This is a genomic window from Acinetobacter sp. CAU_H_78 (genome assembly GCF_058599365.1).
This window is the reverse complement of the sequence record NZ_CM178652.1, coordinates 239,959-263,086: the sequence shown is the minus strand read 5'-3', so window position 1 is coordinate 263,086 and position 23,128 is coordinate 239,959. Positions and strand designations below refer to the sequence as shown.

General features: G+C 45.1%; 21 protein-coding genes and 1 riboswitch. Of the genes, 14 read left to right on the top strand and 7 right to left on the bottom strand.

What is annotated here, in order from left to right; genetic code table 11:
• Positions 1–241: 241 nt before the first annotated feature.
• The 7 genes from AC4MCD_RS01230 (at position 242) to AC4MCD_RS01200 (ending at position 6,970) form a co-directional block, all read left to right on the top strand.
• The gene (locus AC4MCD_RS01230; RefSeq protein ID WP_491876436.1) at positions 242–1,258 is read left to right on the top strand and encodes a hypothetical protein; all 1,017 of its coding nucleotides are present in this window, start codon (positions 242–244) and stop codon (positions 1,256–1,258) included.
• Positions 1,259–1,354: 96 nt separating this feature from the next.
• A riboswitch (TPP riboswitch) is annotated at positions 1,355–1,483 on the top strand.
• A 90-nt stretch (positions 1,484–1,573) separates the two neighbouring features.
• On the top strand, positions 1,574–3,469 hold the full coding sequence (thiC, locus tag AC4MCD_RS01225; protein ID WP_419374555.1) for a phosphomethylpyrimidine synthase ThiC: 1,896 nt from the start codon (positions 1,574–1,576) through the stop codon (positions 3,467–3,469).
• Positions 3,470–3,548: 79 nt separating this feature from the next.
• The gene (locus AC4MCD_RS01220; protein ID WP_491876435.1) at positions 3,549–4,184 is read left to right on the top strand and encodes an NUDIX domain-containing protein; all 636 of its coding nucleotides are present in this window, start codon (positions 3,549–3,551) and stop codon (positions 4,182–4,184) included.
• Positions 4,181–4,993 carry a 3',5'-cyclic-AMP phosphodiesterase gene (gene cpdA, locus AC4MCD_RS01215; protein WP_491876434.1) on the top strand — a complete coding sequence of 271 codons (813 nt, stop codon included), beginning with the start codon at positions 4,181–4,183 and terminating at the stop codon, positions 4,991–4,993. Before AC4MCD_RS01220 ends, cpdA begins: the two co-directional genes overlap by 4 nt.
• A gap of 209 nt (positions 4,994–5,202) precedes the next feature.
• Positions 5,203–5,730 (top strand): RNA polymerase-binding protein DksA, encoded by a 528-nt coding sequence (gene dksA, locus AC4MCD_RS01210; RefSeq protein WP_004787252.1) that lies wholly within the window; start codon positions 5,203–5,205, stop codon positions 5,728–5,730.
• 2 nt (positions 5,731–5,732) lie between these two features.
• Positions 5,733–6,653 (top strand): tRNA glutamyl-Q(34) synthetase GluQRS, encoded by a 921-nt coding sequence (gene gluQRS, locus AC4MCD_RS01205; protein WP_491876433.1) that lies wholly within the window; start codon positions 5,733–5,735, stop codon positions 6,651–6,653.
• Positions 6,654–6,709: 56 nt separating this feature from the next.
• Positions 6,710–6,970 (top strand): zinc ribbon domain-containing protein, encoded by a 261-nt coding sequence (locus tag AC4MCD_RS01200; protein ID WP_491876432.1) that lies wholly within the window; start codon positions 6,710–6,712, stop codon positions 6,968–6,970.
• On the opposite strand, the gene ftsW is transcribed toward AC4MCD_RS01200, so the two are convergent.
• The 5 genes from ftsW to AC4MCD_RS01175 form a co-directional block, all read right to left on the bottom strand.
• Positions 6,959–8,155, bottom strand: a complete 1,197-nt coding sequence (gene ftsW / locus AC4MCD_RS01195; RefSeq protein WP_180015015.1) for a putative lipid II flippase FtsW — start codon at positions 8,153–8,155, stop codon at positions 6,959–6,961. The genes AC4MCD_RS01200 and ftsW overlap by 12 nt on opposite strands.
• Before the next feature lie 20 nt (positions 8,156–8,175).
• Positions 8,176–9,522, bottom strand: coding sequence for a UDP-N-acetylmuramoyl-L-alanine--D-glutamate ligase (murD, locus tag AC4MCD_RS01190; RefSeq protein ID WP_491876431.1), 1,347 nt, complete (start codon positions 9,520–9,522; stop codon positions 8,176–8,178).
• A gap of 378 nt (positions 9,523–9,900) precedes the next feature.
• Entirely contained in the window at positions 9,901–10,152 is a 252-nt protein-coding gene (locus tag AC4MCD_RS01185) for a DUF6587 family protein (RefSeq protein ID WP_262738493.1), read from the bottom strand.
• 57 nt (positions 10,153–10,209) lie between these two features.
• Positions 10,210–12,066, bottom strand: coding sequence for a ferrous iron transporter B (feoB, locus tag AC4MCD_RS01180; protein ID WP_491876430.1), 1,857 nt, complete (start codon positions 12,064–12,066; stop codon positions 10,210–10,212).
• The gene (locus AC4MCD_RS01175; protein ID WP_004787267.1) at positions 12,063–12,323 is read right to left on the bottom strand and encodes a FeoA family protein; all 261 of its coding nucleotides are present in this window, start codon (positions 12,321–12,323) and stop codon (positions 12,063–12,065) included. The genes feoB and AC4MCD_RS01175 overlap by 4 nt, the downstream gene beginning before the upstream one ends.
• Positions 12,324–12,499: 176 nt before the next feature.
• On the opposite strand from AC4MCD_RS01175, the gene xerD reads away from it, so the two are divergent.
• The 4 genes from xerD to thrC all read left to right on the top strand — a co-directional run bounded on the left by xerD (position 12,500) and on the right by thrC (position 16,958).
• Positions 12,500–13,417, top strand: a complete 918-nt coding sequence (xerD, locus tag AC4MCD_RS01170; protein WP_491876429.1) for a site-specific tyrosine recombinase XerD — start codon at positions 12,500–12,502, stop codon at positions 13,415–13,417.
• A 99-nt stretch (positions 13,418–13,516) separates the two neighbouring features.
• On the top strand, positions 13,517–14,329 hold the full coding sequence (locus tag AC4MCD_RS01165; RefSeq protein ID WP_312331355.1) for a DsbC family protein: 813 nt from the start codon (positions 13,517–13,519) through the stop codon (positions 14,327–14,329).
• Between the two features lie 127 nt (positions 14,330–14,456).
• Positions 14,457–15,761 carry a homoserine dehydrogenase gene (locus AC4MCD_RS01160; protein ID WP_005233480.1) on the top strand — a complete coding sequence of 435 codons (1,305 nt, stop codon included), beginning with the start codon at positions 14,457–14,459 and terminating at the stop codon, positions 15,759–15,761.
• A gap of 57 nt (positions 15,762–15,818) precedes the next feature.
• Positions 15,819–16,958, top strand: a complete 1,140-nt coding sequence (gene thrC / locus AC4MCD_RS01155) for a threonine synthase (protein WP_419363942.1) — start codon at positions 15,819–15,821, stop codon at positions 16,956–16,958.
• A 58-nt stretch (positions 16,959–17,016) separates the two neighbouring features.
• On the opposite strand, the gene AC4MCD_RS01150 is transcribed toward thrC, so the two are convergent.
• Positions 17,017–18,069, bottom strand: a complete 1,053-nt coding sequence (locus AC4MCD_RS01150) for a serine hydrolase (protein WP_034703413.1) — start codon at positions 18,067–18,069, stop codon at positions 17,017–17,019.
• 217 nt (positions 18,070–18,286) lie between these two features.
• On the opposite strand from AC4MCD_RS01150, the gene gacA reads away from it, so the two are divergent.
• Genes gacA through AC4MCD_RS01135 form a run of 3 tightly spaced genes read left to right on the top strand, consistent with a single transcriptional unit; the run spans position 18,287 to position 21,955 of the window.
• Positions 18,287–18,922 carry a response regulator transcription factor GacA gene (gacA, locus tag AC4MCD_RS01145; protein ID WP_005233474.1) on the top strand — a complete coding sequence of 212 codons (636 nt, stop codon included), beginning with the start codon at positions 18,287–18,289 and terminating at the stop codon, positions 18,920–18,922.
• A gap of 27 nt (positions 18,923–18,949) precedes the next feature.
• On the top strand, positions 18,950–20,515 hold the full coding sequence (locus tag AC4MCD_RS01140; protein ID WP_491876428.1) for a sensor histidine kinase: 1,566 nt from the start codon (positions 18,950–18,952) through the stop codon (positions 20,513–20,515).
• 21 nt (positions 20,516–20,536) lie between these two features.
• Positions 20,537–21,955 carry a sigma-54-dependent transcriptional regulator gene (locus tag AC4MCD_RS01135; RefSeq protein WP_491876828.1) on the top strand — a complete coding sequence of 473 codons (1,419 nt, stop codon included), beginning with the start codon at positions 20,537–20,539 and terminating at the stop codon, positions 21,953–21,955.
• Here the strand turns inward: AC4MCD_RS01135 and AC4MCD_RS01130 are convergent, their stop codons facing one another.
• On the bottom strand, positions 21,956–23,128 hold the full coding sequence (locus AC4MCD_RS01130) for a S41 family peptidase (protein WP_491876427.1): 1,173 nt from the start codon (positions 23,126–23,128) through the stop codon (positions 21,956–21,958). It abuts the gene before it with no gap.

Sequence of the window (23,128 nt, the reverse complement as noted above, 5' to 3'; positions counted from 1 at the left end):
ATACTAAAGATTTCTTTTGATTTTTTACGTATGACTTTTATTAATTTTCTCTTATATATCCACGATTTTATTCAATATTCCTCCTATTTTCCCCATTCCGCATCCTAGCTTAACAAAGCCATTCACAATACTACACATAGAACTTGAATTAGATCTATACAATATAGCTCCCAGTAAGGCAGTTATTTCTGATTTCATCTATATAGAGTCCTGAAGCATAGTGTTAACGCGAATTCATTCGATGTTCAAAGTTTGTTTTGTTTTCAGCTGCTTGCTGTTCGTAGGCGGATGCCAGCAACCCTCAGAACCGCAAGTTGAAATGGAACAGGCCGAGGTTAAAACCGTTCAGTCTCCCGCGAACGATTTCACCCTCATGTGTGAAAATATTGAAAAAAACATGTCCCAGATTAATGAACAGCGCACCACTTTTGCACTGGAACAGATTAATCAGGATCTTAAAGTGTGTCTGCCGCTCATGGAACTGGCCGAGCAGAAACACCTGATGCAGCGTTCTACCGAAATGTATCAACGCTTCCTGCATGTGGAACGCACCGAATTCCAGCAACGTGCTTTCGAGCAATATGCCTTGGATATGGCTCAGCATCCCACCATCCAACAAAGCCACTTTGAACAGTTGACTACGCGCGACCAGTATTTATTGAAGCATAAAGGTCAGGCCTATGTAGAACTGCTGGATCAGGGCAATGGCACGCTACAATATCGTCGTAGCCCGGAATATCTGGCACGTATCTTCGCGCCGTATTTACCAGCTGCCGAAAAGGTATTTATTGAGAATCTGGCTGAGCAGAATATGGAACCGGTCTTGGTCGAAAAACGCTTGCAGCTTGAAGCCGCCAATATTGCCGCTCGCGCTCTATTCTGGGAAGATTATCTACAAACCTATCCGAAAAGCAGCTATCAGCGCGATGCCGAATATCTGCTGAAACAATATACTTATTTCCTGTTTAGAGGCAGCGAGCAATCGCCAATCTCTGAGGATTATCGTGACCGTTATTCGGTAGAAACCAGCCATCTGGAAACTATTATTGGTCTAGCGCGGGGTCAGAAATCCAAGTTATCGACACAGGCGCAATTGTTTTTAGAGTTTCTGGACATGAATCCTGAACAGCGTCAGCGTGCCTTAGCTGCGGATTATCGTGACCGTTCCAGCACTGAACAGATTTTATATTATGCCCAAGTCACCCCACCCTCACAGAACTACGGTAAAGACTGCTTTAAAGATGCGATCTGTCTTTAAAACAATCTTTTCTTAAAAATCGATGAGATAGCCGAAAATCAGTAACCCCTCCCAATTTAAAGCTACTTTTTAAATACCAACTAAGCTAAGATTTAGCCTCGCTTGACGGAGCGCGAGTAATAACTCGCTGAGATCACTTAAATCAGCCTTTTCGGCCATTTGATAGTGAGTACCGTTGAACCTGATCAGGTTAATACCTGCGTAGGAATCAAGCCATCTAAAAACGACTACCCTTGTTTTATCTACTCCCAGATAATTCCGTCCACGTTTTTGGTCGTGCTTGATTCGTTGATGTCATTCATAAGGATCATTGCAATGAGCCAGTTAACGAATCTTTCTTCTGAAACTCCCCTTACTCCACACGAACAGGAAGCGCGTGATCTGACCCGCATTCTGCCGGCTTCCCGTAAAGTCTATCTGCAAGGCTCACGTCCTGATATTCAGGTGCCCATGCGGGAAATTTCTCTCAGCGAAACCCCGACTGGTCTGGGCGGTGAATATAATGCACCGTTGATGGTCTATGACACTTCAGGGGTTTATACCGATCCAAACGTTGAAATTGATCTGAATAAAGGCCTGCTAAATCTGCGTGAAGGCTGGATTGAACAGCGTAATGATACAGAAATGCTGGATGATTTAAGTTCTGAGTTTGGTCGCCAACGTCTGCGCGATATCCGTACTGCCAATATCCGCTTTGCCCATATCCAGAAACCACGCCGGGCTAAACTTGGCCAGAATGTGACCCAGATGCACTATGCCAAACAGGGCATTATTACGCCGGAAATGGAATATATCGCGATTCGGGAAAACCTGCGTCAGCTGGAAGGTACCGATATGCGTCAGCATCCGGGACAGAATTTCGGTGCCAAAAATTTACAGGAAATCACCCCTGAATTTGTCCGTCAGGAAGTCGCTGCAGGCCGTGCCATTATTCCTGCCAATATCAATCACCCTGAACTGGAACCAATGATCATCGGGCGCAATTTCCTGGTAAAAATTAATGCCAATATCGGAAACTCTGCGCTGGGTTCAAGTATTGAAGAAGAAGTGTCAAAAATGACCTGGGCGACCCGCTGGGGTGCCGACACCATTATGGATCTGTCGACTGGTCAGAATATTCATGAAACTCGTGAATGGATTATCCGTAACTCACCAGTGCCAATTGGTACAGTCCCAATTTATCAGGCTCTTGAGAAAGTCAACGGTGTAGCTGAAGACCTGACTTGGGAAATCTTTAAAGATACCTTGATTGAACAGGCTGAACAGGGCGTAGATTACTTCACGATTCATGCCGGTGTGTTATTGCGTTATGTACCGCTGACCGCGAATCGTCTGACTGGTATTGTGTCACGTGGTGGTTCGATCATGGCACAGTGGTGTCTGGCACATCATCAGGAAAACTTCCTCTATACCCATTTCGATGAAATCTGCGAAATCATGAAAGCCTATGATGTGTCTTTCAGCCTCGGGGATGGCTTACGTCCGGGCTGTATTCAGGATGCCAATGACGAAGCACAATTTGCTGAACTGCGCACTTTGGGTGAACTAACGCATCGTGCCTGGGAACATGATGTTCAGGTGATGATCGAAGGTCCGGGGCATGTACCGATGCATATGATCAAGGAAAATATGGATCTGCAGCTGGAAGTCTGTAAGGAAGCACCTTTTTATACACTGGGGCCATTAACCACAGATATCGCACCGGGTTATGACCACATTACTTCGGCCATTGGTGCCGCGATGATTGGCTGGTACGGTACCGCGATGCTTTGCTACGTGACACCGAAAGAACATTTAGGCTTGCCGAACAAGAAAGATGTGAAAGACGGCATCATTACCTACAAGATTGCCGCACATGCTGCCGATCTAGCCAAAGGTCATCCAGGTGCTCAAGCCCGTGACAATGCCCTGTCTAAAGCCCGTTTTGAGTTCCGCTGGGAAGACCAGTTTAACCTGAGCCTGGATCCGGACACAGCACGCAGCATGCATGATGAAACCATGCCAAAAGCGGCACATAAATCGGCTCACTTCTGCTCGATGTGCGGACCAAAGTTCTGTTCAATGAAAATCACGCAAAATGTGCGGGATTATGCCAGCCAGTTATCTGCTGATGAAACCCCGGCTGTAACGCAGGCAGAGATTGAAGCCGGCCTTAAGCAGATGAAAAACGATTTCCACAGCTCTGGTCAAAAATTGTACCACAAGGTGTAAAACCGTAAAAAAAACAGTTGTTTTCATAAAAATCTCAGATAGGATGAAAAAAATAAGTTATTTCATCCTTTTCTGAGTTATGAATATTATTAAACAAGCCTCTTATAATAAAAAAGATTTTAGGATAGAGGCCCGTGAGTTTTTATATCGGGGATTTATTCAGGTGGAAAAAGTCACGTTACGTCACCGTGTCTTCCATCAGGAATCTTATACACCTGCATTGCAGCGTGAGCTCATCCATCGTCCTGAAGCCGCTGGGGTACTGCTGTATAACGATCAACAGCAAAAATTCGGCTTGATTGAACAGTTCCGTATTGGGGGATTGGATGATCAGGATACGCCATGGCAACTAGAAGTCATTGCCGGTGTACTGGATGGCTATGAAACGCCTGAGACCTGTATTCGCCGCGAAGCTCTCGAAGAGTCAGGCTGCACCGTTGATTCCTTGCAGCATCTTTTCAGTTTCTATCCTTCTGCCGGTGCCTGCTCGGAACTGTTTCATCTTTATGTCGCCCAGACTGAACTGCCTGAAGAAGGCGGTGTTTTTGGCATGCCGGATGAAGGGGAAAATATCCAGCTGCACATTCTGGATTATGCCGATATTCCGACCCTGCTGAGTAATGGTCGCCTCAGAAATGCGCCTGTGATTATGGCGCTACAATGGCTACAACAGCATCAACAGACTGTCCCGTCAGGTTTAAGGGGGCAGACATGACATCGGAACAATTCAATCCTGCATCACCACAAGAATGGACCATTATCCAGATTTCTGACACCCACTTGATGGATCAGCCCAATCTGGAATTCGCGAATATGAATCCCGAGCAGAGCTTCCATGAAGTCATGCAGCATATTCAACACAATTTTCCAGAAATGGATGCACTCGTACATACCGGTGATCTGGCACAGGTGCCGGTCGCAGAAACCTATACGCGTTATTTAAAATATATCCAGTCTTGCCAGGTGCCCTATTATCAGATTCCGGGCAATCATGATGACATTAAGGTCTTCCCTTTTTATCAGGATCGGGATCAGGCACATGCGATCCATTTTGGCAGCTGGACCCTGATTTTACTAAATAGTGCAGTCCAGGATCGGATAGATGGTTGGGTAGAACAGGCTCAACTGGAACAGCTAGACCAATTATTGCTTGAATACCGAAATCAGCATGTGGTTGTGGCTTGCCATCATCATCCTTTTGCGATGAAGTCGCACTGGATTGACCAGCACCGACTGAAGAATGCTGAAGATCTGAAAGATGTACTGGCCCGGCACCAGAATGTGAAGCTGGTTCTGTTTGGTCATGTGCATCAGGATTCCTGCAATGAATGGCACGGTATCCAGTTTTTATCGACGCCATCGACCAGCGTACAGTTCAAACCCAAGAGTGATGAATTCGCGCTAGACCAGGCGGCACCTGGCTATCGTGTATTACATTTGAAACAAAATGGGGAGTTCGATACACATATCGAACGTGTGGCCTTAAGCCAGCAAAATATTAATACCGAAATTTCAGGTTATTAACTTTGCATTTTATTTTTTTTTAATTACTTTATTGCAACCAAAGGAAATGTGATATCTATAATCCAGACATCAAAGACTATCAAAAAGCATAAAAAGTCTATATGATGACGACCCCCGTAGGAGGATAATCTTTCTACAGGGTGGATAAAAATTGCATATCACCATATTTTTTGCGTATTAACATACGCATATGATGAGGAATGCCCTAAATGGCGAATGACAACCAAAATCAAGTCTTAGACGAACAAACTGATGTTGTAGAGGAAAAACCTACAAAACGTGTGCGCAAATCTAAGCCGAAAACGACTGAGGGTGGTTCTACTGCTAGCTTATTTGGTATTGAACCTTATCAACCTAAAAAAAATGAAGAATACATGTCTGAAGGGCAGCTTGAACACTTCCGCCAAATCTTGATGGCATGGAAAGCTGAACTGATGTCAGAAGTTGATCGTACTTTAAATACGATGCAAGACGAAAACACTGCGCTCCCTGATGTAAACGACCGTGCGACTCAGGAAGAAGAATTTGCCATCGAACTTCGTACTCGTGACCGTGAACGTAAACTGATCCGCAAAATCGAGCAATCTATCGAAGCGATTAAAAACGATGACTACGGCTTCTGTGAAACTTGTGGTATCGAAATTGGTCTGCGCCGTCTGGAAGCACGTCCAACTGCAACTTTATGTATCGACTGCAAAACTTTGGCAGAGATCAAAGAGAAGCAAAATAACGGTTAAGCATGTCTTTAAGTAATCCCTCCCTGACCCTCCCTTTATCAAAGGAAGGGAAAGCTGAAGAGAATTACGTGGGCCGGTTCGCGCCATCGCCAACCGGCCCTTTGCATTTTGGTTCCCTCATTACCGCAGTCGCTAGCTACTGCGATGCCAAAGCCCATCAGGGGCGCTGGCTAGTCCGCATTGAAGATACCGATATCCCTCGTATTTATCCCGGCAGCGAAGAACATATTCTACGTGCAATGGATGCTTTTGAATTCGAGCCAGATGGCGAAATCATCTACCAGAAAGACCGTCTGGATATTTACGAAAATGTGATCCAGCAACTGCGTCAACAGGGTCTGGTCTATGCCTGCCAATGTACCCGTAAAATACTGGGCTCCAATCATATTTACCAAGACACCTGTCGTGACCTCGGTTTGCCTTTCGAACATCAGGCGATTCGGGTCAAAGTCGAAGATGTTGAAATCTGTTTTGAAGATCGCCTGCAAGGTCAACACTGTTCACAGCTGAAAAAAGACTTGGGCGATTTTGTCCTAAAACGCCGTGATGGCATCATCAATTATCAGTTGGCAGTCGTAGTCGATGACTATCTGCAAGGCATGACCCATGTGGTGCGTGGTGCAGATCTTTTAGATAATACCGAACGTCAGATTTACCTAGGTCAATTATTGGGTTATCCGCGTTTAAGCTATATGCATTTACCGCTCGCAATGAATGACCAAGGCCAGAAACTGTCCAAACAAAACCTGGCTCAAGCCCTCAATCTTGATCAGGCTCCCCTGCTCTTGCAAAAAGCACTTCAAGCTCTATGTCAGGTGCCCATAGAACTGGATCGCCCTGCTCATATGCTCGAACAAGCCGTCGCACAATGGGACATCTCCCGAATCCCGCATACAACTGAGCTACAAGGTCACTATTTATAAAAACGGGTTTTCACTTAAGCTAAAAGCAATAACCAAGGCGAGTGAGGATCATAAAAATGTTTTTTATTTTTGGTATAGGACCGAAAACCAAGGTCATTGAGAAAAGTCAGTTTCTTTGTCCAATCTGCCGAACCCGTTCTGGGTATGAACTCAAACAGCAGCGTAATTATTTTTCTTTATTTTTTATTCCGCTGGTTCCACTTTCCAAGGCAAAAAGTGCTTTTGTGCGTTGCCTGAATTGTGGGACTGTCATGCCGAGCACAGTACTTGACCATGCTCAGCCTGATCCACAGCGTCCGTCTAATCTAGAAGCTTGATTCTTCCCGGCTTGGATTGACCTGCTGGGTCGTCGAATCAATTTTCAGAATCAAACTGATCATCACTGCACAAACAATAAGTGATGAACCGCCATAACTAATAAATGGCAGGGTTAAACCTTTGGTTGGCAATAGCCCCATATTCATCCCAGCGTTTACCAGAATCTGTAACAGGAAAATGATACTGATCCCATAAGCCAGATAACCTGCACGCAAGTACTGATGCTGCAAGGCACGATGCCCAATCCGGATGCAGCAGACCATCACGGTGAAGGACAGAATCAGAATAGTAGAAATACCCAAGAAACCAAATTCTTCCCCTAAGATCGCCAACATAAAGTCAGTATGCGCTTCCGGTAAATAAGACATTTTCTGGATACTGTGGCCTAGACCTACTCCCGTCCATTCGCCACGACCAAAGGCCATTAAGGCATTGGAAAGCTGATAACCGGTACCAAGCGGATCTTCCCAGGGATTCGAGAAAGACAGTAAACGTTGTAAACGATAAGGTTCCAGAGCAATCGCAGCAGCAAACGCACCTAATAAGGTTATAAAAGCAACACCGAACTGAATCCAGGGTGCACCAGCCAGGAAGAATACACCGAGCATGGTCAGGGTAATAACCACCGTTGCACCCAAGTCAGGCTCAAGAATAATCAGGCCAACGGTTGCACCCATGATGGCACTTAAACGTACCAAGCCCTTGATATTATTACGAACCTCTTCAGCACGACGCACGACGTAGTCTGCGGTAAAAATCGCCATCATGATCTTGGCGACTTCGGAAGCTTGCAAGGTAAAACCGGCTACCCGAATCCAGCGCTTGGAGCCGTTTACCTCAGTCCCGACAAAGAGTACGGCGACCAGCAAAACAATAGTAATAATCCATAAAAAGAAAGTGTTATTGAACCAGACTTTTAATGGAACTTTATAGGCTAAAAAGGCTGCACCCGCCGCAACCAGAATCGAGATCGCATGCCGGGTTACATAGTGGAAAGCATTTTCATGCATCCGTTCCGCATAAGGCATGGATGCCGAGGCCACCATGATCGAACCAATGCACAGCAAAGCCAGCACACAAAAAATCAGCACATTACGCGGATTAACTTCAGCGGGCAGCTTAGGTACCCACTGCTGATAAAATTGATTAATTTTATTGATCGCAGTCTGAGCAAACTCAGCCATATCACGAATCCTTGTTATTCTTAATTGAGTTCATTCACATAGGCCACAAACTTGCGACCACGTTCCGGATAACCGGAGAACATGTCAAAACTTGCACATGCAGGAGACAATAACACGACATCATGTGCCTGAGTGCGCTTCTGGCAAATTTCTACTGCTTCTTGCAGGCTTTCTGCATGCACCAGCTCAGTTGTACCAGTAATGGCTTTTTCAATAATTGGACGGTCCACACCAATCAATACAGCTACTTTTGCATACTTAGATAATGAGTCACGTAAGGCAGTAAAATCCTGACCTTTACCCTGACCGCCAAGAATAATGGCAACTTTGCCACCTTGAGCTTCGATTGCCATGCCCAAGCCATCAAGTGCTGCCAGTGTTGCACCAATATTGGTCCCTTTGGAGTCATTATAATAACGTACCCCATTGACTTCTTTAACAAATTCGCAACGATGCTCCAAACCTTTAAAAGTTTTTAAAGTGTCCAACATAACGTCCATTGGTAGGCCAATTGCTTCACCTAAAGCTAAGCAAGCCAAGGCATTTGCCACATTATGGGTACCTTGAATATACATGTCAGAACTTTTGAGCAGACGTTCACGACCACGTGCCAGCCAGATTGTGCCGTCTGTATCTTTGAGAATACCGTACTGGTTGATGTCCGGTGCATTCAAACCAAAGCTCTGCATCGGTGTTGCATCTGGAACCAGTGGACGGGTCAGTGAATCATCACGATTAAACACCACTTTTTTCACACCTTGGAAAATACGGTGTTTGGCGGTGTGATAACCCATCATGTCGCCATGACGATCCAGATGGTCTTCACTCATATTCAGAACAACCGCCACTTCAGCCTGCAAGTTTGAGGTCGTTTCTAACTGGAAGCTTGACAACTCCAGAATATACAGTTCAGGATCATCTTTGGTGAGATCCAGTGCTGGACGACCAAGATTCCCCCCAACTGCCACTTTTTTACCCGCATTCGCTGCCATCAGACCGATTAAAGTAGTGACTGTACTTTTGGCATTGGAACCGGTAATGGCCACAATCGGCTTATCCGTCGCACGACGTAAAATCTGGATTTCACTTACCACAGGAATACCTTGAGCCAGTGCTGCTTGAATCTCAGGCAGTTTCGGATCGAGTCCCGGGCTGATGATAATTTCTTCAGCAGAGAGCAACAGATTCTGGTCAAACTTGCCAAAACTGGTCTGTACTTCCGCAGGAATCTGGTCATGTCCCGGTGGGGTGGCTCTTGAGTCCGTTACTGCAACGCGGTAGCCCTGGTCATGTAAGAAGTTGACCGCTGCAACACCTGAAATCCCGAGTCCTGCAACGACTTTTAATCCACCACGTTGTATTAACATTTTCGCCCCATTTTCTGGTCTATTTTAAAACTGACGAAATGGTAGCACTTTGCTGTTTTGAATGCTTTTTCTGTTTTGACTTTCTCTGGCATTTTTTGTGTCAGGGCGTAAAAAAATATCGTTCAATCTTCATCTTTAATCGGTTTAATAATTAATAAATTTTTATTGGCGTCATCATGGGAATAAAAGTTAAGACCATGCTAGCCATAACTTGAAAGGAAAATCAGACAACGCTTCCATTCATATAAAGAAAAATAGTGGATTCTTCCTACCCAGATAAATCAATAAGTTTTTAAAAAATAAAAAATGAAGGAGTTTATTTCTAAACTCCCTTACTCATTTGTATGCTCAGTTTTTATTCTCAAACAGAATGAAAGTTTACTTCCATTTCACTGCCTGAGCTTTAGGTTTTGTACTTGAGCTTTGTTCCGATGCCGGACAAGCGCAGTTACCGCCACAGCCACCAGCCATAGCCGGTTTTAACCATTTCGCCAGCGTGTGCCAGTCCTTGGCTGCACAGGCATCAGACAGCTTCTGGAAGACTGAGCGTGAGGTATTCGGAAATACCTTTTTAAATACCACGAGCGCACTCCAGACAACCAGTACCGCTACAATCAGAATTTCAATCATCTCAATCTCCCATTCACATGATCAGTCAGATCTAGCCAAGGTTTCTCTTCAGCCAGTTTAACCCAAATAATGTGATGCAATTTGATAAGTCAGGAATGACATGAAATATGCCAAACCAAACAAGTAGAAGGTCATAAAGCTGACCGTTTTCCATGAACCGGTTTCACGCTTCACAGTGGCTAAAGTCGCCAGACAATGCGGCGCATAGATAAACCAGACCAGTAGAGACAAGCCGGTCGCGATCGACCAGCCCAGATCACCACCGCCACTAATCAGTACCGCCAGACCCTCAGACATGGCATCTTCATCAACTGCAGACAAGGCATAAACCGTACCCAGTGCTGCCACGACAACTTCACGCGCTGCCATCGCCGGAATCAGTGCAATACAGATCTGCCAGTTAAAGCCCAATGGCGCAAAAATAGGTTGCATCACATGGCCGAGCATCCCGGCAAAGGAATAATCGATATCCGGTAAAGTTGCACCTTCTGGTGGTTGCGGGAACGTACACAGGAACCATAGCAGAATGGATAACGCAAAGATGATGCCTCCGACACGCTTCAAGAAGATTTTGCCGCGATCAAGCAAACCAATCCAGACGTTTTTCACATCCGGGAAGCGGTAACTTGGCAGCTCCATCAACAGCATGTGCTGTGACTTGTCTTTATGGAAAAATTTCAGGATAAAGGAAACAATCAGTGCACTCAGAATACCGGCCATATACAGACCAAATAACACCAGACCCTGCAGGTTCATGAAGCCCCAAACAGTTTGCTCAGGAATAAACGCTGCAATTAACAAGGCATATACTGGTAGACGTGCCGAACAGGTCATCAGTGGCGCCACAAAAATCGTGGTCAGACGGTCACGTGGATCACTAATCGTCCGTGAAGCCATAATCCCCGGCACGGCACAGGCAAAGCTGGACAATAGAGGGATGAAAGCACGGCCCGAAAGACCTGCTTTAAACATCAATTTATCTAGCAGGAAGGCGGCACGTGGTAAATACCCGGACTCTTCCAAAACCAGAATAAAGAAGAATAGAATCAGAATCTGCGGCAGGAAGACTACCACTCCACCTGCACCGGCAATAATCCCGTCAACCACCAAGCTGTTTAGTAAAGGATGAGCGATCAGTCCACCCATGTACTCGCCCAGCCAGCCGAAGAAAGTTTCAATTCCGTCCATAAATGGCGCAGCCCAGGCAAAAACCGCCTGAAACACCACAAACATCATAATGGCTAAGCTAAGCAGGCCCAATACCGGATGCAGGAATATCTTGTCCAGGAAATCAGTACGTTTATCTTCCTGATCGGCATAATTCACCACATCTTTCAGGATACTGGCAATCTGATGATGATGATCGCCACTCAAACCGCTGAGTTCAGTTTGCGGGGCAGAAAACTTGTTTTTATCCAATGCATTTTTCAGGTTTTCAATGCCTGAAGTACGCACAGCTACCGTTTCAACCACAGGTACACCCAGACGTTCAGACAGTTTCTGAGTATTAATCTGCATGCCACGACGGCGTGCTTCATCCATCATGTTCAGCACAACCAGCATTGGACGGCCCAGTTGAATCATTTCCAGTACCAGTCCCAGATGCAGTTTTAGATTTGTTGCATCTACCACGCACAGGAAAGTATCCTGCTGGCCTTCTTCTGCAATTTTACCCTGAACCACATTACGGGTAATTTCTTCGTCCGGGCTGGTCGCATCCAGACTATAAGTTCCTGGCAGATCCAGTACGCGTACCGGTTTACCTGAAGGAAGTGTAAAATTCCCGACTTTACGCTCAACCGTAACCCCGGCATAGTTGCCGACTTTTTGACGAGATCCAGTTAAATGGTTAAATAAAGAAGTTTTACCGCAGTTTGGGTTACCGACAAGGGCAATACGTAAGGTATCACTCATGCCGCCGCTCCCTGTTCAATTTCAATCTTGGCCGCTTCCGATTTTCGTAAAGCAAAACGCGTAAACCCCACCTGAATAAGAATCGGATCCCCACCAAAAATACCTTTGGTAATGACTTGTACCTGAGTCCCTGGTACAAAACCTAAAGTTTCCAAGCGACTGGCCACAACATCGTGGGAAGCGCCTTTACCATCAGTAGTTCGATTAACTTTTCGAATGATGGCAGTTTGTTTTGCTTTCAAATCAGACAAACGCACCGTGAAAATTCCTAAGACTTTTGTACAGTATACAAACAAATGAGAATAATTAACAAATAAGTATTAATTACATTTCTTCTTGACTGTATAGCACATCGACATGTCAGTAAAATTAAACTAGAGTGGAAAATAGCAATCAGGCTTCTCGCTTTTAAAAATCATCTTCATTAAACATCATGCTGAATAAAAAACCTCGCATTCCTAGTCCAGTTCAGATTCCTGAAGCTTTCAGTTACTTACAGGGTTTTCGTGATTATCTGATTGCCCAGACAGTGAGTCCTCATACCCGAAATGCCTATTTATCTGATCTGATCCTGTGTGCTGAATGTCTAGTTAAACCTTTACCAGAATGGAACCATGATGATATTTCCGATGTGCTGATTGAACTGACCAAACAGCAAAAAAGTCCACGTTCAATTGCACGATGTTTGTCCGCCTTACGTTCTTTTTATAAATTCCTGCGGGAACAAAAACTGCGGAGTGACAATCCGGTGGCTGCCCATAAAACACCGAAGCTGGGCCGTGCTTTGCCCAAAGACCTGTCTGAAGCTGATGTCGAAGCACTAATTCATGCACCCGATATTAATACTGCCCTCGGTTTACGTGATCGTGCCATGTTTGAAGTCCTCTATGCCTGCGGTTTACGAGTAACGGAACTGATTAATCTGCGTCTGGATCTGATTAATTTAAAACAGGGCTATTTGCGTATTGTCGGTAAAGGCAATAAAGAACGTCTGGTGCCAATGGGACAGATGGCCTGTGAATGGGTGGAAAAATACCTGCAAGAGGCACGCCCGCAATTGTATAAGACAGCGACTGATTATCTGTTCCTCACCCAGCATGGCGGCATCATGAGCCGGCAGAATTTCTGGTATGCCATTAAACGCTATGCACTACAAGCCGGAATTCAGGCTGAACTGTCTCCACATACTTTGCGCCATGCCTTCGCCACGCATTTACTTAATCATGGCGCTGACTTACGGGTAGTACAAATGTTGCTAGGTCACAGTGATTTATCCACCACACAGATCTATACCCATGTGGCACAAGTCAGAATGCAACAACTACACGCGACCCATCATCCACGGGCTTAAGAGCTGATTCAAATAGAATAAACTGAGAAGTTTGACGTAGCTCTATCTTTTTTTGCTATGCTAATGCTCTGTTTTTAGTCCAAGAAAAAAAGGGTTATTATGACATTTGCCCGCACCAAAATTTTTATCGCTTGTCTGCTTGCTACCGGTCTGGGACTGAGCGCATGTTCCAATTCCAATAATTCAGATAAAAAGCAAGATACGCTTACAGCAAGTGCACCGGCGACGGGTGAAGCCTCTAACCTTAGCGAACGTAATGCACAGCAACGCCTGATTTCAACGCTCGAAAGTCATTTCAAAAAAGCGGGAATTAACGCAAAAATCACAGGTATTAAAACTACTGAAGTACCCAACATGTCTTGGGTCAGCCTGGAAGGTATGGCACCCGTCTATGTGACAAATGACGGTAAATATCTGATTCAGGGCGATGTCATTCGTCTTGGTGATAAAGAGCTGCATAATGTCAGCGAAACCTTGCAATCTGACGTGAACAAGAAAATCTTTGCAAATCTTAAAGCTGAAGACCTGTTGATCTATCCAGCCAAAGGTAAAACCAAGCATGTGATCTATGTCTTTACCGATGTCAGCTGTCCGTATTGTCACAAATTCCATGAACAAATGGATGAAATGAACAGCAAAGGCATCGAGGTGCGTTATATTGCCTGGCCACGTGGCGAGCAGCATATGCCTGCCATGGAAGCCATCTGGTGTAATTCCGACCGTCGCGCAGCCTTCGACCAAGCCATCGCTGGTGGATCTATCACTCCTACTACTTGTAAAAATCCTGTGAAAGATCAATATCAAATGGGTCTTAATATTGGCGTCAATGGTACCCCGGGCGTATACAGTTCTGAAGGACTTTACCTCGGTGGCTATATGAGCACATCAGAATTATTGGATCGACTTAAATAACTCATTTTAATTAGTTATTTAACTTTATTTTATAGATAAAGATATTCTGAAATGACCCTAGAGTCAGGCCGCTTTTTTAGCTATGATCTAGGCTCTCGTAAAAAACTGTTTATATTTGGAGTGTGACGTGAAACCAGTTCGTCTGGCAATCCTCGGTCTTGGTACTGTGGGTGGTGGTGCCCTTAAACTATTAAAAGAAAATGCTGCTGAGATTAAACGTCGCACCGGTCGTGAAATTCAAATTACCCATGTTGGTACGCGTCGTCCGCGTCCTGATCTGGATCTACCTGAATCAGTCAAACAAAGTGCAGATCTGCTCGACATCGTACGTCAACCTGATGTAGATGTGGTGGTTGAAGTCATGGGCGGTATTCACCCTGCTTATGAAGTGATTAAAGAAGCCATCCTGCATGGCAAGCAGGTCGTAACTGCCAACAAAGCCCTATTGGCTGAACATGGAAATGAACTGTTCAAACTTGCCGATGACAACGCTGTGCAAATTGCTTACGAGGCAGCGGTGGCTGGCGGCATTCCAATTATTAAAGTGATGCGTGAAGGTCTGGCAGCCAACAAGATTGACTGGCTGGCTGGTATCATCAACGGTACAGGCAACTTCATTCTGACTGAAATGCGAGATAAAGGCCGTGCCTTTGCTGATGTACTGAAAGAAGCACAAGAGCTGGGTTATGCAGAAGCAGATCCAACTTTCGACGTAGAAGGCATCGATGCAGCACATAAACTGACATTACTGGCCTCTATTGCTTTTGGTATTCCGTTGCAGTTTGATAAAGTCTTTACTGAAGGCATTAGCAAAATTACTGCACAAGACGTGAAATATGCTGAAGACTTGGGCTTCCGTATCAAACACCTCGGTATTGCCCGTCGTGCTGAAACCGGTATTGAACTCCGCGTACATCCTACCCTGATTCCTGAAGAGCAATTGATCGCTAATGTGAATGGTGTGAAAAATGCAGTTCTGGTTCAAGCCAATGCGGTTGGTCCTACACTGTATTACGGTGCGGGTGCTGGCGCGGGCCCTACAGCTTCTGCAGTAGTTGCAGATGTCGTGGATATCGTACGTGATATTTCTTATACTGAAGACGGTGCTGGTACAATTCCACAACTGGCTTTTGAAAGCTTAAGTGACCTGCCAATCCTGCCACGCGAAGAAATGACGACTGGATACTACATCCGGATCAATGCTGAAGATCAGACCGGAGTACTGGCTGAAGTAACCTCTATCCTAAGCCGCGAAGGCATCAGTATTGATGCAATTCTGCAGCAGTCACGTCTAAAAGATCTTATTCCTATCGTGATCCTGACTGATCCAGTCAAGGAAGCGAAAATGGATGAAGCGTTAAAACAAATTCAAGCTCTTCCTGTCATTCATGGCGAAATTGTACGAATTCGTTTAGAATCGCTTGATAATTAATCGGGTCGAGGGGACACTCTCCCCTTGCCAAGCTCTACACACAATTGGAACATCATCATGTCGAATGCCAATCGTTATACTGGTTTAGTTGACCGCTATCGCGACCGTTTACCAGTGTCTGCAACTACTAAAGCCGTTTCTCTGGGTGAAGGTAACACGCCACTGATTAAGCTTGCGAATATTCCGCGCATTATTGGCAAAAATGTTGAAATTTATGTGAAGTACGAGGGCTTAAACCCGACTGGTTCATTTAAAGACCGTGGTATGACCATGGCGGTAACAAAAGCGGTTGAAGAAGGCTCTAAAGCGATTATCTGTGCGTCTACAGGTAATACTTCAGCAGCTGCAGCGGCTTATGCAGCGCGTGCAGGTATCAAAGCGTTTGTTTTAATCCCAGAAGGCAAAATTGCCATGGGTAAAATGGCGCAAGCAATGATGTATGGTGCGATCACCATGCAAATCCGCGGTAACTTCGATGACGGTATGCGTCTGGTAAAAGAAATCGCTGATAAAGCACCAGTAACTATCGTAAACTCAATCAACCCGTACCGTCTGCAAGGTCAAAAAACCATTGCTTACGAAATCGTGGATGAATTGGGCCGTGCACCAGATTACCACTGCCTGCCAGTAGGTAACGCAGGTAACATTACTGCACACTGGATGGGTTATACTGAAGCTGTTGCGAATCAACCTGCTGATCAATTCGAGCAAGTGGTTTACGACGCTGCCACTGATGCCTTCACTGGTCCTAAACCTGAAGGTCTGCCAACAATGGTAGGTTATCAAGCTTCTGGCGCTGCACCTTTCCTTCGTGGTGCACCTGTTAAAAATCCTGAGACTGTTGCAACTGCAATCCGTATCGGTAATCCACAAAGCTGGAACCATGCGAAAGCGGTTGTTCGTGATTCTAAAGGCTGGTTCGATGAACTGACTGATGCCGAGATTCTGGAAGCGCAACGTCTTCTTTCTATGTATGAAGGCGTATTCGTAGAACCTGCATCTGCAGCGTCTATCGGTGGTGCAATCCGTGACATTAAAGCAGGTAAAATTGCTGAAGGTTCTGTGATCGTGTGTACCGTAACTGGTAACGGTCTGAAAGATCCAGATACTGCCATCAAACAATGTTCTGATGCTGTAATGCTGTCTATCGACGCAACTTTAGAACAGGTTCGTGAATCTATTCTTTCTAATATGTAAGATACAGAATCAAAAAAGCCCTGCACTTGCAGGGCTTTTTATATGCGCTTAAAAAAGATTAAACACGTTGTTTAGGCAGGCTAGACACCCAGGTCATTAGACGAGTCGCATCATTGGTACGTGCAGCAGTTGAATCCGCGCCTAATACCACGACTACTACAGGACGGTTATTTAAGGTCGTGTGCATGACGACACAACGTCCTGCCTCATTAATATAACCGGTTTTAGACAGGTTGATGTTCCAGCCACCATTTCGCACCAGTGAATTGGTGTTATTCGATTTCAATACACGATAGCCAAGATTAAAATCATAACTGGCAGTGGTAGAGAACTGACGGATCAGGCCATACTGTGAAGCGGTATTCACCAGAATCCCCAAATCGCGTGCAGAAGACACATTACCAGGATGCAGGCCGGTAGATTCCATATAGTGGGTTGAATTCATGCCCAGCTCTTTAGCTTTGGCATTCATCTTCGCAATAAAGGCTGCACGACCACCTGGATACGTACGCGCCAATGCTGCTGCAGCCGGGTTCTCAGACTTCATTAAGGCAAATAATAAGGCTTCAGCACGATTCATGCTATCCCCGGCTCTTAAGGTAGAACTTGAGCTCTTACAGCCTGCACAGGAAAAATCAGCCTGTTGCAAAGTAATTTTTTCAGACATATTCAAACGCGCATCTGAAATCACTACTGCAGTCATCAATTTGGTAATCGACGCAATCGGGTAAGCATTATTGGTATTCTTACTGAATAACACTTCACCCGTCTGTGAATCCATCACCAGAGCTGCACGCGCACTTACAGCAGGTTGATTAATAAAATGACTATTATCAATAATCTGCACAGGTTTTGTTGGTACTGGTGCTGGTGCGCCGCCCTGACGAATCGTCGTCGTAACAGTTGCTGAACCTGGTGGTGAAGGTTCTGCAGCAGATACGCTCAAATTATCATTCATGAGCTGATTGACTTCATCAGAAGACCAGCTGATGCTGGATCCGCCCTCTGTTGTGCCAGAATTCATAATGATTTCAGCAAAACTTGTCGTGCTCATGCTGATTAACACGGACAGGCCGAGTAGATGCCTTAAAGACTTGTTTATTTTCTTCACTATTCCTTCACTCAACTAACAGAGGTAAGATTGATTTGCGTATTACCTCTAATATGCCTTACATTTAAACACAATGCCGAACATTTTTTGTTCTTGACACTATGTGATAAGTTTCAGATTTAATCTGCGAATAGGATTGCTAATTTTGTAGTTTCATTGCAAGCTTATTTTGCTTTATGTAACAAAAAAAATGTTTTTTTAATGAGGGAGAGTCTAGGTGATCACAGTTTTAGTTGTCGACGACCATGAATTAGTTCGTACTGGAATTTGCAGAATGCTGGAAGACCATGCGGATGTTCAGGTGATTGGACAGGCTGAATCTGGTGAAGAAGCAATTACCCTCGTCCGTCAGCATCATCCCAATGTGGTTCTATTAGATGTCAACATGCCAGGTATCGGTGGTGTAGAAACCACACGCCGTTTACTACAGACTGCTCCTGAAACCAAAGTTCTTGCGGTGAGTGGCCTAGCTGAAGAGCCTTATCCTTCTCTTTTACTTAAGGCAGGTGCCAAAGGCTATATCACCAAGGGTGCACCTGTATCAGAGATGGTTCGTGCCATCAATAAAGTCATGCAGGGCGGTAAATATTTCAGTGCTGATATCGCGGAACAGCTGGCCAGCTCCTACCTGTCCGATACCCAGCAATCTCCTTTTGATGCACTGTCTGAACGTGAAATGCAGGTAGCCATGATGGTAGTGAACTGTATCAGCGCGCAGGAAATTGCCGACAAGCTGTTTGTAAGTGTTAAAACAGTCAATACTTACCGTTACCGGATCTTCGAAAAACTGAATATCGATAGTGATGTTAAACTGACCCATCTTGCAATGCGCTATGGCCTGATTAAACCTTAATTTAACCCTCTGCTTAATGCGGTTTCTATGGCGCAAAAATCCAGTTATTCTGAACTGAATCAATATCATCTGGGCCTATGGTATAGCGCCTACCGCCTGATTATCAGCACGGGTCTGTTGCTGATTTTCCTGCTGACTTATCCCGATATGACCGCGGATTATCAGTATCCTAAACTCTATCACTATGCCTTAATGATTGGCGTCGCCGTCAATACTGTTCAGCTATTTACACTAAGATGGGTAAAGCGCCTGATTCAGCCACAGTTCATTCTGATTTTTGCCAGCGATGTCTTTTTTCTCAGTTTATTAACCTTGGCCAGTCAGGGTCCAAATGTCCATCTCGGACTGATTTTTGTTATTACCATTTTTTCAGCCTCATTATTGCTCGATGCCAAGAAGGCCCTGATCATCACCCTGATTGCGGTGATTAGTATCATCTACCAGCATTTTATTGGCAGTATTTTTGCCTTTTCCTCGCTTACTAATATCGGAAATAGTGCCCTGTTGGCCTTTCTGTTTTTTGTCGTCTATGGCTCGGGACAAATTGCAGTACGACGTTTTCAGATTCTGGAGAACCTGAATTTTTCTCAATCGCTGGAGCTATATCGCTTACAGAATATTAACCGCTATATTCTGGAACAGATTGATACCGGCTATCTGGTGCTGGATGAGAACTGCCATGTAGTGCTGAGTAATCCAGCCGCCTGTCATCTGCTTGGAATTGAGCAGACCTACTCTTTTGACAAGTTTCCACTCTATCAGTTTCAACCCGATCTGTTTGAACTGATTCGCTTTGAGAATTTGGAAAATGGTGAGCGTTTCCAGTTTGAATCACAGCAGAGCCGTTTCAATATCCATATACAAGTCCAGAAACTGATCGTGCCGCACCAGACCTTAATGCTACTGGTATTACAGGATGCACGAAAAATCAATCAAGAGGTGCAGCAACTTAAACTGGCAGCGCTGGGTCAGCTCTCTGCCAGTATCGCGCATGAAATCCGTAATCCTTTAGCTGCCATTGTGCAGGCCAATGACCTGTTGCCCGGTTCAGAACAGGAACAGCAGGAAGTCCTGCACAGCATGATCAGCAAACAGGCCACCCGGATTAACCGGATTATTGAAGACACGCTGAATATGGTGAAAAATAAAGAAACTCGCCCAGTACCGATTCAGCTCAATGAATTTATTCCGCAATGCCTACATGAGGATCTGGCTGATATTGCGGATCACATTAAATTCAATATCGACATGCGTCTGGATATCCAGTTTGATGAAGCCCAGCTGCGACAGGTGCTGATCAATCTGTTACGCAATGCAGTACGGCATAATGACCCGACTGTAGGACCAGTTGAGTTAAAGGTACATCCTTATGAGCATAAGGTCTGGATTGATGTACGAGATTTTGGCGATGGCGTGACGCCAGCCGATCAAAGCTTATTATTTAAACCGTTTTTCAGTAACTCGATTAATGGCACAGGACTCGGGCTCTATCTCTCCCATAGTTTCTGTGAAGCCAATCAGGCACAATTGAATTATATACAACAAGAACAGGGTGCTTGCTTCAGGATCAGCTGCCAGCGCATTACTGTTTAATTTTTGAAATTTAAGGGGAAAATTGTGGAACAACAACCACTGGTACTTTTGGTCGATGACGAAGAAGATCTGTGTACCTTGATGCAGATGTCACTGATGCGTATGGGGATACGCACGCACATCGCACATCGCCTTGAGGATGCCAAAAGACGCTTGACCGATCATCAGTATGATGCCTGTCTGACGGATCTAAATCTTCCTGATGGCAATGGTCTGCAATTACTGGACTGGATTAACCAGCATTCTTCTCACCTTCCGGTGGCTGTTCTAACGGCTTATGGCAATATGGATATTGCTATTGCTGCTCTGAAAGCCGGGGCTTTTGACTTTGTCAGCAAGCCGATCAATCAAAAACATCTGGAACAATTAATCCAGAAAGCACTGAATAAACCGGCCAATTATGCTTCCAATCAGGAAGACACGCTTGAATACAAGATGCTGATCGGCCAGTCCAAACCGATTCAGCAACTGCGTGCGACTTTACGCAAAATCGCCCGTTCTCAAGCACCGGTGTTTATTACCGGGGAATCTGGAACCGGTAAAGAAGTCGTGGCTAATCTGGTGCATCGTCTCAGTAACCGCAGCGAAGGCCCGTTTATCGCAATTAACTGTGGCGCGATTCCTACCGAGCTGATGGAAAGCGAGCTATTCGGGCATAAGAAAGGCAGCTTTACTGGCGCGACCCAAGACAAACAGGGCCTGATCCAGTCTGCACATGGAGGCAGCCTGTTTCTGGATGAAATCGCTGAACTTCCCCTCAGTATGCAGGTCAAATTACTCCGTGCCGTCCAGGAAAAACGCATTCGTCCAGTCGGTTCCGATACCGAAATTGATGTCGATTTCCGTGTCATCAGTGCCAGCCATCAGGATCTTGATGCGTTGGTACAACAAGGCAAATTTCGTCAGGACTTATTCTTCCGTATTCATGTGATGGATCTGGTCTTACCACCACTGCGTGAGCGCGGCCAGGATATTCTGCTCCTCGCTGAGCATTTTATTCAAAAGATCTGTCAGGAATGGGAGATTCCTGCAAAAAAGCTGACAGAACGGAGCAAGGAATTTTTACTGGAGCAATATTATCCAGGCAATGTGCGTGAACTGCGTAACATTATTGAACGTGCGATTACTTTGAGTGATGAAGACAAGATTGATCTTCAGCATCTGCAAACTGCTCCACTGCGTCATCTGGCTCCTGTCTTATCAGAAACTGCCAATCTGGCAGAGCCTATAGCATCTTCGGATCAGATCATTCTTCCGAAAAAGTTACCTGAAGAAGGTCTGGAACTATATTTAGAAAAGATTGAAAAAGAAATTCTGCTGAATGCTTTAAATCTGACCCATTGGAACCGTACATTGGCCGCCAAAAAACTCGGTATGTCGTTTCGCTCTTTACGTTACCGTCTGAAAAAATTCGGACTGGATACCGAAGAAGAGGAATAATTATTTTTGCAGGAGCAGCAAGTCTGTGACGTGCTCCAGATAGCTCTCCTCACGTGCATCCTGACCGAGAGGATAGGTGAAATGTGGCTGAATCCCCTGTCCTTCGATCATATTGCCGGTCGGGCTAAAGTATTGCGACACCGTCATCTGCAAAGCAGAGCCATTACTTAAAGGGAATAGCTTCTGCACTACCCCTTTGCCATAGCTCTTTTCCCCTACCACCCAGGCACGATTGTGTTCTTTCAGAGCAGCAGTAAATACTTCTGCAGCGGAAGCAGAGCGGTTATTAATCAGAATCCCGACTTTCAGGTTCTGAAACTCAATTCCTGGTAGTGCCTGGAATTGCTGATTGCCTTCCGAGCGACTTTTGGTCGAGACAATAATGCCCTGATTCAGGAACAAATCTGCCGATTCAACGGCTGCGGACAATAAACCACCGGGATTATTACGTAAGTCAAACAGCACCGCTTTCAGGCGATTGCTTGAATAACTTTCAATAATCCGTTTGATTTCATTAGCAGTATCCTGCTGGAAGACTTTGACCTGCAGCACCAGAACCTGATTGCTGTGTAAGGTCGATTTAATCTCGGTATCTACTTTGGTATTGCGGACCAGTGTAATCGGTACACTTTGCGCAGAAAGCTGGAGCGTTAAAGTAGAGCCAATGGCACCAGTCAATAAATCTCGCACCTGCTCACGTTTCAGCGCACTCAAGACCTGATCATCAATCTTGTAAACTGTGACACCGTTACGAAGACCTTGCTTGGCAGAGTCAGCATCCGGACTCAAGCCTTGTACCATCCATTGTTTTAGCTGCGGATTAAAATGCAGATCAAAATCAATACTGGCCAAATCACCTTCGGTATATTCACGCAGCTGCTTATAGTCTTCAGGAGATAAATAGCGGGAATAGCGGTCTAAGCCACTCACCAAACCTTGAATGGCTTGCTGGAAAAGCACATCGTCATTTTTGTCTTGAATATAGTTATCTTTGACGATGCCATAAATCTGAACAAATTCCTGGATGGATGTAACAGGAATTTCATTATAGACCTGTTCATCCATTTCCAGTTCATCGAGTGCCATCTCGGTCGAAACAGCACTCCAGGCGGAATGACTCAAACACATCAGTAAGCAGGATAAGACTACAGACTTGCCATATGTTTTTATCAT

What these genes read in the sequence shown, in the direction of transcription:
- AC4MCD_RS01230 (WP_491876436.1), top strand. Translation starts at nt 242, where the DNA reads ATGTTCAAAGTTTGTTTTGTTTTCAGCTGCTTGCTGTTCGTAGGCGGA.
- thiC (WP_419374555.1), top strand. Translation starts at nt 1,574, where the DNA reads ATGAGCCAGTTAACGAATCTTTCTTCTGAAACTCCCCTTACTCCACAC.
- AC4MCD_RS01220 (WP_491876435.1), top strand. Translation starts at nt 3,549, where the DNA reads ATGAATATTATTAAACAAGCCTCTTATAATAAAAAAGATTTTAGGATA.
- cpdA (WP_491876434.1), top strand. Translation starts at nt 4,181, where the DNA reads ATGACATCGGAACAATTCAATCCTGCATCACCACAAGAATGGACCATT.
- dksA (WP_004787252.1), top strand. Translation starts at nt 5,203, where the DNA reads ATGGCGAATGACAACCAAAATCAAGTCTTAGACGAACAAACTGATGTT.
- gluQRS (WP_491876433.1), top strand. Translation starts at nt 5,733, where the DNA reads ATGTCTTTAAGTAATCCCTCCCTGACCCTCCCTTTATCAAAGGAAGGG.
- AC4MCD_RS01200 (WP_491876432.1), top strand. Translation starts at nt 6,710, where the DNA reads ATGTTTTTTATTTTTGGTATAGGACCGAAAACCAAGGTCATTGAGAAA.
- ftsW (WP_180015015.1), bottom strand. Translation starts at nt 8,155, where the DNA reads ATGGCTGAGTTTGCTCAGACTGCGATCAATAAAATTAATCAATTTTAT.
- murD (WP_491876431.1), bottom strand. Translation starts at nt 9,522, where the DNA reads ATGTTAATACAACGTGGTGGATTAAAAGTCGTTGCAGGACTCGGGATT.
- AC4MCD_RS01185 (WP_262738493.1), bottom strand. Translation starts at nt 10,152, where the DNA reads ATGATTGAAATTCTGATTGTAGCGGTACTGGTTGTCTGGAGTGCGCTC.
- feoB (WP_491876430.1), bottom strand. Translation starts at nt 12,066, where the DNA reads ATGAGTGATACCTTACGTATTGCCCTTGTCGGTAACCCAAACTGCGGT.
- xerD (WP_491876429.1), top strand. Translation starts at nt 12,500, where the DNA reads ATGCTGAATAAAAAACCTCGCATTCCTAGTCCAGTTCAGATTCCTGAA.
- AC4MCD_RS01165 (WP_312331355.1), top strand. Translation starts at nt 13,517, where the DNA reads ATGACATTTGCCCGCACCAAAATTTTTATCGCTTGTCTGCTTGCTACC.
- thrC (WP_419363942.1), top strand. Translation starts at nt 15,819, where the DNA reads ATGTCGAATGCCAATCGTTATACTGGTTTAGTTGACCGCTATCGCGAC.
- AC4MCD_RS01140 (WP_491876428.1), top strand. Translation starts at nt 18,950, where the DNA reads ATGGCGCAAAAATCCAGTTATTCTGAACTGAATCAATATCATCTGGGC.
- AC4MCD_RS01130 (WP_491876427.1), bottom strand. Translation starts at nt 23,128, where the DNA reads ATGATAAAAACATATGGCAAGTCTGTAGTCTTATCCTGCTTACTGATG.